The following is an 11,727-nucleotide window of genomic DNA, read 5'->3' as shown; positions in this document are numbered from 1 at the left end:
ACGCATCAGAAGGTGTACGGAAACCGCACGCCGACGACGAAGTTCGGCGCGTCGGGCGTGAGCCCGATCGATACCGATCCGTTGATCGTCAAGTGCTTGTTCACCACGTGGTTCAACCCGAAATTCACCGCGGCGGCGACCGTCTCGCTGCCCGGCACCTTTTGCCAACCTTGCCCGGGCGCCTGCGTCTCGCTCTCGGGCTCGATCGCCATCGTGTAGGAGACGCTCGCCGAATCTTTCTCGGAGAAGGCGAGGGCGACGCCCGCACCCCACTGAATAATGTCGCCGAGCTTGACCTTGGCAGGCTCCGTTTGGCCTTCCACGGACGAGATGTCCGAGAACGAGCGGGCGAGGTTGTAGGTATAGGACAAGCTGCCGAATAGCACGACCGGGTCGTACGTCTTCAGCACGGATACGCCGGCCGTGAAGTTCCAGAAGCCCGTGCCGGTCGGCAGCGTCGTGGGGGCGACGAGGCTCGTGTTGTTCGGATCGACTTGCACGAGCTTGATGCCGAACGGCGAGGAGCCCGTGGGTGCCTTCACGCGCAAGCTGCCGACCACGTCGGGCAATTCCCCGCTTTCTTTGAGGAACTGGTAGTAGATGCCGAAGTTGACGTCGCCGATGCCCGTCGAATTGCCCGATGCATCGGAGAGCGTGCTCGCCGCGCCGCCCGCGCCGCCGACGATGAAGTCGCTGTGACGATAGACGTAAGGCACGTCGACGTCGAAGCTGATGCGATCGGTGAGGCCGTAGCGCGCGTCGAGATCGGCCATCACTTGATGCGACTTCGTCTCGCCGAGATTGATGTTGCCGAGGAAAATCGCATCGAGCGCGAGGAAGCCCGAGAGCTGCAGTTGCCGCCGGTCGTAATAGGTGTCGCTGATACCCCAGTCGAGCGTGAGCTTGCGATCGAACAGCGGCGCGTGCTCGCGCTCCACCACGGCGTTTTCCGCTTCGGTGCGCGTGGGTTGCGCGGCCTTTTGCGTCGTGCCGATCGCGCTGCCGTCCGCACCTTGCGTCCCGGTCGCCGCCGCGCCGCTCGCCGATCCGGGGATGGCCGGTGTGGTCGGCACGCCCGTTGCCGTCGAGGCGCCGCTCGTCGGGCCCGAGGAGCCGGGCGCTATTTGCGCGAGCGGCGGCAGCGTGACGGGCAGGCCGTCGGCACCCGGCGGCGGTACCGTCGAGGCATCCCCATCGGTGCTGCCGGGATTGCCGGAAAGGCCCCGGCCGCGCTCGGCCATTTCGAGCTGCGTGACTTGCGCTTCGAGCGATTGGATCTGCCGTTGCTGTTCGTCGACGACGCGCATGAGCGTCGTGAGTCGTTCGTCGACCGATTGCCCCTGCAGCGCCTGGGCCGATGCGGCGTGCGGCAGGCCGATCACGAGGATCGCCGCCGGAATGGCCGCGAGCCTCGCGCGGCCGGCCTTCTGCGCACGCGGTGCGCCCCTCGATGACATCTTGGACATTGTTGTTCCCCCGGTCTTGCATCGGCGCGAGAGTCGACGTACTCCCCGTTGCATCCCTCGCCGGTTTATATCGCTTGCCTCTTGTTTACTCCCCGATCCCTTGAGTTATTGCGCGGCCGTTCGCCTGCCGCGTCAGTGTCTGAGCAGTGCCGAGTTCTGCATGGCCTGCAACACGCCGAGCTGCCGCAACAACGTGCTCGACATCGCTTGCGTCTGGATGCTCAACTGCAGTTGATTGACGACGGCTTGCGCATTGCCCGCTACCTGCACCAATTGCGCGATGGAGCCGCTGCCTTGCGCGAGCGTGGGCGAGATCGTCTGCGTCGCGACGCCGGCCGGCGTTTGCAACGTGAGCGCCACGCCGCCGTTGCCGAACGTCACGGCAGCCTTGACGTTGCCCGACGCGCTCGTCGCCGATGCGCTCGCACTGTTCGTGCTGTTCGTGTTGGCCGCGCCGAGCGCGGCCAACGTCGTCGAGCCCGATCCGTTGAAGTCGATGACGGCCGAGTTCGTGCTGGCATTACCATCACCCGCCACTTGCGTGACTTGCGAGACGCCGTTGATCGATATGTTTTGGCCGCCCGTGGCGCTCGCCTGTGGGTTTGCGCCGTTGTCGGAGTGCTTGCCGTGCACGGTGCCGTCGCTCGCTTGCGCGGACGTCGATACCTGGGCGGAAAGCGAGTCGTTCGCGTTGGTGGTGACCGTCAGCGTGCCCCGCGCGGCAGCCGAGCCGCCGTTCGGCATCTGCCATTGCGACATGAGCTCGAGCACGAGGCCCGAGACGATCGTTGCGCCCGGCGCCTTGCCGGTCTGATGCGACAGCACGTCGTCGTCGACGGCTTGCCATTGCGCGCCTCCGGTCGCGCCGCCTGCTTGAAGCGAAAGAAACTCGGGTGCGGCGGCGAGCCGCTCGGTGGCGTGCGTGCCGCCCGCGATCCCGCACGCGGCGAGCGCGAGCGCGATTTTGAGCGGTGCAGCGATAAAGTGCTTCATGGGGTTTCAGAACCAATCTGCCTTAGACAATCCGTAATCCACGAAGGGCGTCGCGGCGGAGCTGGTGTCGAGCGCTCGCTCGCGCAGCTTCAAAGCCAGCGACACGTTGTCCTGCAACAGCGGGGAGTCCTCCCTGAATGGCTTGCCGAGGACTGCGAACACGAGCCCGTTCCAGCTCGCGACGAAATCCTTGTCGAGCACGATGCGATTGCCGAGCGCCGGGTCCGCGATGAACACGCGTCCGTTCTCGGCATGCTTGACGATGACGAAGTGCTCGTAGCCGCCGATGTTCATCAGCACGAGCACGGGGATGCGCAAGTGATAGAGCGCGTCGAGATTGACGCGAAAGCCCCGCCCGCGCAGTCCGATCGTTTCGACGAAATGCTTCATGTCGAGCATCGAAAAGCCGTTCTTGACGACGATTTGCGGGGTCGAGAAGGCCATCATGCGGCGAATCAGTTCGGGCTCGGGAATATCGATGCCGTAGCCGTACTTGAGCAGCGTCGCGAGCGCGGCCGAGCCGCAACTGTAGTCGTAGCGCTGGCCGACGATATGGCTGTACCGGATGTCCCGCATGGAGTGCACCGTCTTGATGAGTGGCACGCCAGCAAGGTTAGACGTATCGATGGTCGACTGCGCGTTGCTTGGCGCACACATCGCGGTGCAAACGAGCGCAGCGAAATAGCGGATCGCGTACAGAGCATGTCTTGACATGCTGCTCTCCCCCTTGAAAGGCGCATACCGACCGCTTGTAGGCGGCCGGTATGCGTGAGCGCTGCTACCGACGACGGGCTAGCCGTGCGCGTACTGCTAGCCGTCGATGGCGACGCTCAATGGCCCGTGATGTTCGTCGCCGCGATGGCGAGGCCGTTGTGTTGCAGGTTGCCGGCGCCGCCCGCGATGTTCACGCCGATGTTGCCCGTGGAGTTTTGCAACGCGTTGCTGCCGACCATGGCCGTGCCGCTGATCGAGCCTTGGAACTGCAGGTTCGCTTGTTGGCTGTTGTCGTCGGTGGCGGCCATCGCGACGGCGAGCGGGATTGCGCCGTTCGACAGATTCGTCGTCGACGCGGCCAGGCTGTTGTTCTGCACGTTGGCCACGCCCGCGGCGATGTTCACCCCCACGTTGCCGGACACGCCGCTGAGCGAGCCGTCGCCGAGCGACGCGTTGAGCATGAAGTTGTTGATCGTGGCTTGGCCGCCGGACGATTGCGCGCTGAAGATCTGTGCGTTGCCGAACACATTGCCCTGATCGACGGAAGCGAGCGACGCGTCGTTGCTTTGCGCGTTGTCGACGCCTTCGGCGATGTTGATGCCGATGTTGCCCGAGGAGCCGCTGCCGGCGCCGGTGCCCGTGGTGGCCGTCAAGTTACCCGGCTTTTGCGTGTCGATGTAGTTCGTCACCGAACCCGTGACCGTTACGTCGGTCGAGTCTTTCGAGTTGGAGTAAGACCACGAGGCCGAATGGCTCTTGGAGCTCGACGCGCTCCACGCGACGGCACCCGCCGATTGTTCTGCGAACGCCTGCCCGCCCGAGCCTTGATCGGCTTTGAATCCCCATGCTGCGCCTTGGCCGGAGCCGCTGTTGGCGCTCATGCTGTCCGCCGACATGGACGAGTTCGAGGAGGTCGCTTCATAGCCGTTCAGGCCGAGGGTGGCGCCCGCGTTGAGCTGACCGGAGCTGAACTGAGCGCCGTGGTGATGAGAGTGATCCGAGCTGGCGGTATAGCCGGCCGTGAGCGAGCCGCTGACGGTCAGCGTGCCGCTGGCGTTTTGCGAGTCGTGCGAATCGCTGCTCGAGCTGCTCGATTTTTGGTTGCTGTACTCATAGCCGCCGCCTGCGATCGCGCTGCTTTGGTTCTTGTAGGCATAGCCCGACGATTCTTCGAAGGCTTGCGCGAACGCTGCCGAGCCCGATGCGCTGCTCGTGCTTGATCCCATCGAGGAGCCGCTGCCCTTCACCGAGCTGTAGTTGTTGTCGAGCGTCGTCGTGATCGCGCCCGACGAGTAGCTTTGGGCGGTCGGATCGAGCGTCGCGTTCGACCAGACGGCCTGGCTGTTGTTGACGACGGCGCCGACCGTGCTCGACACCGAGACGCAGCCGAACAGGCGCACGAAGCCTTCGATGCCGACGTTTTCTTCGACGGCCGTGGCATTGAAGATGTAGGGGTCTTTGACGTCGTGTGCGAAGACGGTGCCCGACGTTGCTGCAAGCACGGCCGCTGCGATGAGTGTGCGCTTCATGATGTCGCTCCGATACGAAGAGGTGCTGCGTTAGAAAAAAGTGCCCGCCGGGGGACGGAGCACAAAACTGTTCGCCGTGGTATTACCGGCGCCGGCCGTTTGGTTGATTTGCGCGATGCCGCTCGCGTTTTTGAGCACATCGTTGCCGATGCGCACCGCGCGCTCGCCTTGACCCATCGCCGATACATCCACCCGTCCTTGCTTGGGAGAGGCCGCGGACAGTTCGCTGTCCGAAACGCTCTCCACTCCTATCGCGGCAGCGCCTAGCACGACGCTGTTGCGTTGGAGATTGGCCGCGCCCGCCGCTTGGTTCACCATCGCCACGCCGGACACGTTCGATAAGGCACCGTCCTCGATGCTCGTTTGCGCGCTCGGTACGCGCGCATGGGCCTGGGCGCTTTGGGCGACGTTCGTATCGACGCCGCCGCTGGGCGCCGCGACGATCGCCGCTTGATTGCTTTGGGCGTTGTCGAGGCCCGCGGCTTCGTTCACGCTCAGGACGCCTTTCGAGCCCGCGAGTGCGCCGCTCGATATCGTCGCGTCGCCGGTGACAACGGGTGTCGTTTGCGCCCAAGCGGATGCCGGTGCGGCGAGCGCCGCGAAGCAGGCGGCGAGGGCCGTGGCCGCGCAGGCGCGGCGAGGAGCGAGACGCGCGTTCATTTGAGCCCCCCAAGGCCGGCCAGCGCCGAGCTCAGCGGCGCGAGGGCGCCCGTGACCGACATCGAGATCGTGCCGCCGACACCGGTCGTCGTCGGGGCGAGTCCGCCCGGGCCCATCGCCACGTTGCTGCCGGTGCTCGAGCCGCCCAAGATCTTCGTCAGTGCTTGCAGGCTGGCCGTGCTGCCGCTCGTGCCCGCGTTCGATACGCCTTGCGAGCCGTGGGCCTGCGTCAGGTCCGCGTCGGATACGAGGGTGCCGAGCGCCGAATCGAACGCGGGGGCGGGGAACGTCGTCGCGCGCACTGCAACCGGGTTTTCGTCTCGCGGAAGCGCTTGGAACGCATCGCGCGGCATGACTTCACGTTCGACGATGATGTCGCCGGGATCGCCGCTCGACTGAGCGAATGCGCCTGGTGCGGCGGCCGCGAGGGCGGCGGCGACGACGCTCGGTAGCAGTGCCGCTTGTGCGAGGCGCCGCGTCGAGACGGGAAGAGCGAAGGTCATGTTTGAGGGCTCCGGCGGAGACGAGCAGTAGGTCGTTGCGTTACTTGCGGAAATAACTGACGGTGTTGCTCTGGGCCACGTGAGCCGAGTCGGCCGGTACGGGTACCGGCGCCGGCGGCGCGATTTCGTCCCAGAGGGTGACCGACTGCGCCCCCAACACTTGCGTCGACGCCGCCACGGTCATAAGGCCGGGGCCCGTGCCGCGTGCGCGCGAGAGCGCGCGATCGTCGAGCACCGTGGCGTTGGCGACGAGCGCTTCGTCGGACGCGTTGGTTTCGCCGATCGCACGCGCGTCGCCGAACGAGCCGGCTTGGGCTTGGCAGGGCGCCGCGAGTGCCGCGAGCACGATGCCGAGCGCAGCGACGACTGCGCGCGAGCGAAACGAAATGGGGTGAACGAATTGCATGGCGTCTCTCCGTGGTGCGCTTCAATACGCGAAAGCTGTGCCATCGGCGCGAAACCGTTGCCGCAATTGGCTTTTCGCTTAATTGGCAATGCCGAATCGGGCGTAAACGCAAAAAACCGTTTCAGCACTGAAACGGCGCGTAGGAAAGCGAATCGGGAGACGATTCGTCGTCAGAAAAATCAATGTCGCAAAACCGCCACGCATACGCATTTAAGATTGCGATGCAGCATCGGCGCGAAGCGGTATGGGGTCTTGCTGCGGGCGCCTTGTTTCAATTCTTACGGCAAGCGCGGCTGCCCCAAAGACGGGTCGTATAGTAAGCTGTGAGAACAGTTTCACGTCGCAAAAAAAAGCCGATCAGACAGTAATTGCTATTAATAATTTGTTTGCGGGGCGCAGTGGTTTAGGCAAAGGACTGTGAGCGGGGGCTTTCACGTTGTCGAGGAAGCCACGGTAAGCGTGCACTGGTGCATCGTCGGGTGCGTCGCCTTGCTTCACGTTCGTTGATAAGAGGTCTGAACAATGGAACCCGCAAATCGGCACCTGATTTACGTCACTCGCGACGTCAATGCGCAATTGAGCGCGCAATTCGATGCACGCGGCTGGCATGTCGAAGTGGCGGCGAGCGCGCGCGATGCGTGCAAGGCATTGCGTAGCGATGCGGCGGCCGGTGGCCTGCTCGATCTCTCCAGTCGATTCGATTCGCAGGAAATCGTCGCGCTCGAGCCGTGTTTGACGAGGCCGAACGTCGGTTGGGTTGCCGCGACGGCACCGGGGCAGATGCAGGAGCGTATGTTGCGCCGGCTCGTGCGCGACTACTGCTACGACTACGTCACGATGCCTTACGAAGTGCCGCGCATCGTCGATTCCGTTGGGCACGCGTACGGCATGGTCGTGCTCGGTGCGAGCGACGACGAGGCCCCCACACGCACGGGGGAAGGGGAGATGGTGGGCTCGTGCGACGCCATGCGCGCCCTGTTTCGCGCGATCTGCAAGGTGGCGATGACCGATGCGCCGGTGTTCGTATCGGGCGAATCGGGCACGGGCAAAGAGCTCACCGCCGTCGCGATTCACGAGCGTTCGCTGCGCCGGGGCGCGCATTTCGTCGCGATCAACTGCGGCGCTATTCCGCCGCACCTGCTGCAGTCGGAGTTGTTCGGCTACGAACGCGGCGCGTTCACCGGCGCGAACCAGCGCAAGATCGGCCGTATCGAGGCCGCGCATGGCGGCACGCTCTTTCTCGACGAAATCGGCGATCTGCCGCTCGAAAGCCAAGCGAGCCTGCTGCGTTTCCTGCAAGAGGGCCGTATCGAGCGACTCGGCGGTCAGGAATCGATCGAGGTCGACGTGCGTGTGATTTCGGCGACGCACGTCGACATGCATCGCGCAATGGACGAGGGACGCTTTCGCGCCGATCTCTATCACCGGCTGTGCGTGCTGCAAATCGAGGAGCCGCCGCTGCGCGCACGCGGCAAGGACATCGAGCTGCTCGCTCGCCATATGCTCGAGCGCTTTCGCAAGGATGGCGCACGCCGGTTGCGCGGCTTTTCGGCCGACGCGATCGCCGCGCTCCACAACTACGCCTGGCCCGGCAACGTGCGCGAGCTGATCAATCGCGTGCGGCGTGCGATCGTGATGTCGGAGGGGCGGCTCATCACGGCGCACGATCTCGAATTGGCCGATTACGTCGAGATCGCGCCCGTCTCGCTCGCGCACGCGCGGGAAGTGGCCGAACGGCAGGTGATCGAACTGGCGCTGCTGCGCCATCGCGGGCGGCTCGGCGACGCCGCGCAGGAGCTCGGTGTTTCGCGCGTAACGCTCTACCGGCTGTTGAGCTCGCATGGCATGCGCCACATCCACGTCGAGCCGGGCGGTCACTCAATGACGAACTGACGCGGCTAGCGCGCGCTGCGCCGGCCGCGCGTCGGGCGGAAATCCTGCCGCTTGGTAAAATCGCGATTTGCGCGGCGAGAAGCGGCCGCGCGCCACGCGCTACCAGCCGAAGGATCTCGCGCATGAAACAGTACCTCGACCTTGTCCGCACCATTCTCGAGACGGGCAGTTGGCAGGAAAACCGCACCGGCATCCGCACGATCACGATGCCGGGCGCGATGCTGCGTTTCGATCTGCAAGAAGGCTTTCCGGCCGTCACCACGAAGAAGCTCGCGTTCAAGTCGGCGATCGGCGAGATGATCGGATTTCTGCGCGCCTCGCGCAGCGCGGCCGATTTCCGTGCGCTCGGATGCAAGGTGTGGGACGCGAACGCGAACGAAAACGCGCAGTGGCTCGCCAATCCCTATCGCGAGGGCACGGACGATCTAGGCGACGTCTACGGGGTGCAATGGCGCCAGTGGCCCGGCTACAAGGTGGTCGACGCGTCCGCGAGCGCACGCGTGGCCGACGCGACGGCGCGCGGCTACCGGATCGTCACGCAGTTCGAAGAGAATGGCGTGCGCAAGGTGCTGCTCTACAAGGCCATCGACCAGTTGCGGCAATGTCTCGATACGATCATGAGCAACCCGGGCGACCGCCGCATTCTCTTTCACGGCTGGAATCCCGCGCTGCTCGACCAGATCGCGCTGCCCGCGTGCCACTTGCTCTATCAATTCCTGCCGAACGTCGCGCGCCGTGAAATCTCGCTGTGCCTCTACATCCGCAGCAACGACGTGGGGCTCGGCACGCCGTTCAATCTAGCCGAGGGCGCGGCGCTGCTGTCGCTCGTCGGCCGGCTGACGGGCTATACGCCGCGCTGGTTCAGTTACTTCATCGGCGACGCTCACATCTACGAAAACCAGCTCGACATGCTCGAGCGCCAGGTCGAGCGCGAGCCGTACGAGAGCCCGCGGCTCGTCATCGCCGATCGCGTGCCGGCTTATGCCGAGACGGGCATGTACGCGCCCGAGTGGCTCGAGCAAGTCGAGCCGAGCGATTTCTCGCTCGTCGGCTACCGACATCACGAGCCGTTGACGGCACCGATGGCCGTTTAGGCGCGCATCGAACAAAGCGCCTCAAAAAAACCGACAAAAAGCCCGTGGTACCGCGTACGCGGCGCACCGAGTCGAATCGTTGTTCGATCACGGTGCGCCGCGTGTCGCGGCCCGCGGGCTTCGTCGTTTACCGGCTCGTCCCGTCAGCCTTGGTGGTGTTCGCGGTCGGTGTGCGAGGGCGCGGCGGCATGTTGTTGCTCATGCGGCTGCTCGTGCTCCGGGTGCGGTGCGGGCTGCGGATGCGGTGCGGGCTGTGGGTGGGCTTGCGGCTGCGGGCGCGGCTGTTCGACGTGAGGCTGCGGCTGCGGGCGCGGCTGCTCGACGTGGGGCTGCGGTTGCGGGCGCGGCTGCTCGACATGGGGCTGCGGCTGCGGGCGCGGCTGCTCGACATGGGGCTGCGGTTGCGGGCGCGGCTGCTCGACGTGGGGCTGCGGTTGCGGACGCGGCTGCTCGACATGGGGCTGCGGTTGCGGGCGCGGCTGCTCGACGTGGGGCTGCGGTTGCGGACGCGGCTCTTCGACGCGAGGTTGCGGTTGCGGCCGGGGCTGTTCGACATGCGGCTGCGGTTGCGCGTGCTGCTCGTTCATCGGCCCGTGTTGCTCCGTGTTCGGTGCATGCGGTTGCGGTGCCCTGGGTTCGACGCCGCGCTGTGCCGGCTGGGCCGCCTCCGGGGGATGGGGCACGCCGTTGTTCGGCTGCCCGTGTTCCATTGCCGTCGGCGCATGCGGCACCGCTTCGGGCCGCGGCTGCGCACCGGGTTGCGCAGCGTGCGGCACGGCGTTCGCGGGGCCGTGCGTCGGGGTGATGACGGGCGAGTGCGTGCCGACCACGCGCACGTCGCGCGCGGCCATCTGCGGTGCGCGGCCGGCGATCGGACCTGGCGTCGCGGGCCGAACGACGGGCTCTCCCGCACCCGGCACTCGACCGCCCGCTTGCGCGAGATGCTGAGCCAATGGGTCGTGATAAACCGCCGGCGTCCCCGCCGCGCGCGTGGCGACGACGGAGCGCGTGGCAAGCGCCTGCGGCGGGCGGTGGTTCGCCGTCCGCAGGCCCGACGCATAGCTTTGGCTGACCGGTGCAACGCCTGCCGCGCCCGGGTTGAACTTGACGTTGTGCCACTGCTGCGGATCAACGTGCTGCGCGAAATGCGCGACGGGCTGGCCGTGCACGAACGCCGTCGCCGGCACGGCCGTGATGGCGCCCGGCGCGCGGTAATTGATATACGTGTTGTGGATGTTGTTGATGTTGACGTTGCGGTTGACGATCACCGTTTCATTCACGCGCTGGTAATAGCGCGGGCTCCAGCCGCCCCATCCCGGGTGCCACACTTCGCCGGGGCCGAGCGGAAACCAGGCAAGGCCGGCCGCCGCCGCGCCGCCGATCGCGAGGCTCACGCCCCAGTTCACCCCACCGCCGCCGCCGCCGACGAACGCGACGAGCGCGGGCGCATAGACGGGCGGTGCGCTGGCGACGAGCGGCCCCGGTACCCAGCACCACGACGAGTGCACGTAGGCCCAACGCCCGTAGTGGTAGGGCGCGAAGCCCCACGGAGCATCGTCGATCCAGGTCCAGCCCCACGGCGCGATCCACGCCCAGTGGCCATCGTGGTAGGGCGCCCAGCCCGCGGGCTCCTGATTCGGGATCCAAATCGCGCCGTACTGCGGATCGTTGCTCCAGGTGCCGTTCGCATCGAGATCTTCGTAGCCCGGGACGTCGCGCGACACGTAGCGGGCCGAAGTCGAACGGTCTTCGGCGGCATCGCGAGTCGCCGCCCATTGATCGAATGCGTCGAGCTCCGGTGCCTGGGTGACCGATGCCTCCTGCAGGTTCGTCCCCGTGAACGTCACCTGCTGGCCGGCTTGGACGGGCACTTGCCCGTTGTCGCCGTATGCCGTGAGCGCGCCGCTGCGCACGGTCACCGTGGTCGTGCTGCCGTCGGGCGCGACGTCGACGCGGTAATCGCCGGGGCGGGTCACGCCCAGCGCCACGTTGGGCGTATCGATTTCATAGGACGTCCCGTTCGGCACCTCCCGGACGCGCGTCGAGAGCGTACCTTGCGCGACCTTGAGCTGCGCGGTGGAGTCGTCGAGATTCATGACGTCGAGGCTCGTCGAAGAACTGAGCCGTACGGCCGTCGAGCCGATATGCAACTCCGAGCGCGCGTTCGCGTCGTCCCAAAGCTGATCGCCCGTCGTCAGCGGCCGGTTGACCGCCGCGTACGACCAGTCCGTCGCGCCAGCCGGTTCCGTCGTTACCGTGCCGGCCATGTAGTCCAAGCGCGCGACGCGGTCGGGCGGATCGGCCGATTGCGCGGCAGGCGCGGCATTCGGGCTGGGCGGCGTTTGCGCGAAAGCGGTGCGCGCGGCGAGCGTGAGCGGCGCGAGGGCGAGGAGGGTGTAACCGGCCAAGCGACGGAAGGTCATAGGCGAAGAGGTAGTGGCGATGGTCATGGAGGATCTCGATTTGGTG

General features: G+C 66.0%; 10 protein-coding genes. 2 read left to right on the top strand and 8 right to left on the bottom strand.

Annotation, left to right across the window (positions count from 1 at the left end; translation table 11 throughout):
• Nucleotides 1–5: 5 nt before the first annotated feature.
• From J3485_RS13135 to J3485_RS13105, 7 genes are all read right to left on the bottom strand, one after another.
• A complete protein-coding gene (locus J3485_RS13135) occupies nt 6–1,466 on the bottom strand; it encodes a hypothetical protein (protein WP_206952986.1) in 1,461 nt (486 codons plus the stop codon).
• 132 nt (nt 1,467–1,598) lie between these two features.
• Nucleotides 1,599–2,459: a peptidase C39 gene (locus tag J3485_RS13130; RefSeq protein WP_206952984.1), complete on the bottom strand. Its 861-nt coding sequence runs from the start codon at nt 2,457–2,459 to the stop codon at nt 1,599–1,601.
• Nucleotides 2,460–2,465: 6 nt separating this feature from the next.
• Nucleotides 2,466–3,116 (bottom strand): C39 family peptidase, encoded by a 651-nt coding sequence (locus tag J3485_RS13125; RefSeq protein ID WP_242538768.1) that lies wholly within the window; start codon nt 3,114–3,116, stop codon nt 2,466–2,468.
• A 173-nt stretch (nt 3,117–3,289) separates the two neighbouring features.
• A complete protein-coding gene (locus J3485_RS13120; RefSeq protein WP_206952980.1) occupies nt 3,290–4,702 on the bottom strand; it encodes a FapB/FapC family functional amyloid domain-containing protein in 1,413 nt (470 codons plus the stop codon).
• A 30-nt stretch (nt 4,703–4,732) separates the two neighbouring features.
• Nucleotides 4,733–5,362 (bottom strand): FapB/FapC family functional amyloid domain-containing protein, encoded by a 630-nt coding sequence (locus J3485_RS13115; protein WP_206952978.1) that lies wholly within the window; start codon nt 5,360–5,362, stop codon nt 4,733–4,735.
• Nucleotides 5,359–5,865, bottom strand: a complete 507-nt coding sequence (locus J3485_RS13110; RefSeq protein WP_206952975.1) for a FapA family amyloid fibril periplasmic chaperone — start codon at nt 5,863–5,865, stop codon at nt 5,359–5,361. The genes J3485_RS13115 and J3485_RS13110 overlap by 4 nt, the downstream gene beginning before the upstream one ends.
• 40 nt (nt 5,866–5,905) lie before the next feature.
• The gene (locus tag J3485_RS13105; protein WP_206952973.1) at nt 5,906–6,271 is read right to left on the bottom strand and encodes a hypothetical protein; all 366 of its coding nucleotides are present in this window, start codon (nt 6,269–6,271) and stop codon (nt 5,906–5,908) included.
• Nucleotides 6,272–6,793: 522 nt separating this feature from the next.
• On the opposite strand from J3485_RS13105, the gene J3485_RS13100 reads away from it, so the two are divergent.
• Nucleotides 6,794–8,164, top strand: coding sequence for a sigma-54 dependent transcriptional regulator (locus J3485_RS13100; RefSeq protein WP_206952971.1), 1,371 nt, complete (start codon nt 6,794–6,796; stop codon nt 8,162–8,164).
• 122 nt (nt 8,165–8,286) lie between these two features.
• Nucleotides 8,287–9,258 (top strand): thymidylate synthase, encoded by a 972-nt coding sequence (locus J3485_RS13095; protein WP_206952970.1) that lies wholly within the window; start codon nt 8,287–8,289, stop codon nt 9,256–9,258.
• 143 nt (nt 9,259–9,401) lie between these two features.
• Here the strand turns inward: J3485_RS13095 and J3485_RS13090 are convergent, their stop codons facing one another.
• Complete coding sequence (locus tag J3485_RS13090) at nt 9,402–11,708, bottom strand: DUF6600 domain-containing protein (protein WP_206952969.1); 2,307 nt, start codon at nt 11,706–11,708, stop codon at nt 9,402–9,404.
• Nucleotides 11,709–11,727 lie beyond the last annotated feature (19 nt).

The sequence above is a fragment of the Trinickia acidisoli genome, assembly GCF_017315725.1.
Classification (GTDB): domain Bacteria; phylum Pseudomonadota; class Gammaproteobacteria; order Burkholderiales; family Burkholderiaceae; genus Trinickia; species Trinickia acidisoli.
Note: the sequence above shows the minus strand (reverse complement) of the source record. Positions and strands in the feature narration are given on the sequence as shown.

What these genes read in the sequence shown, in the direction of transcription:
- J3485_RS13110 (WP_206952975.1), bottom strand. Translation starts at nt 5,865, where the DNA reads ATGACCTTCGCTCTTCCCGTCTCGACGCGGCGCCTCGCACAAGCGGCA.
- J3485_RS13130 (WP_206952984.1), bottom strand. Translation starts at nt 2,459, where the DNA reads ATGAAGCACTTTATCGCTGCACCGCTCAAAATCGCGCTCGCGCTCGCC.
- J3485_RS13125 (WP_242538768.1), bottom strand. Translation starts at nt 3,116, where the DNA reads ATGTGTGCGCCAAGCAACGCGCAGTCGACCATCGATACGTCTAACCTT.
- J3485_RS13105 (WP_206952973.1), bottom strand. Translation starts at nt 6,271, where the DNA reads ATGCAATTCGTTCACCCCATTTCGTTTCGCTCGCGCGCAGTCGTCGCT.
- J3485_RS13100 (WP_206952971.1), top strand. Translation starts at nt 6,794, where the DNA reads ATGGAACCCGCAAATCGGCACCTGATTTACGTCACTCGCGACGTCAAT.
- J3485_RS13120 (WP_206952980.1), bottom strand. Translation starts at nt 4,702, where the DNA reads ATGAAGCGCACACTCATCGCAGCGGCCGTGCTTGCAGCAACGTCGGGC.
- J3485_RS13135 (WP_206952986.1), bottom strand. Translation starts at nt 1,466, where the DNA reads ATGTCCAAGATGTCATCGAGGGGCGCACCGCGTGCGCAGAAGGCCGGC.
- J3485_RS13095 (WP_206952970.1), top strand. Translation starts at nt 8,287, where the DNA reads ATGAAACAGTACCTCGACCTTGTCCGCACCATTCTCGAGACGGGCAGT.
- J3485_RS13090 (WP_206952969.1), bottom strand. Translation starts at nt 11,708, where the DNA reads ATGACCATCGCCACTACCTCTTCGCCTATGACCTTCCGTCGCTTGGCC.
- J3485_RS13115 (WP_206952978.1), bottom strand. Translation starts at nt 5,362, where the DNA reads ATGAACGCGCGTCTCGCTCCTCGCCGCGCCTGCGCGGCCACGGCCCTC.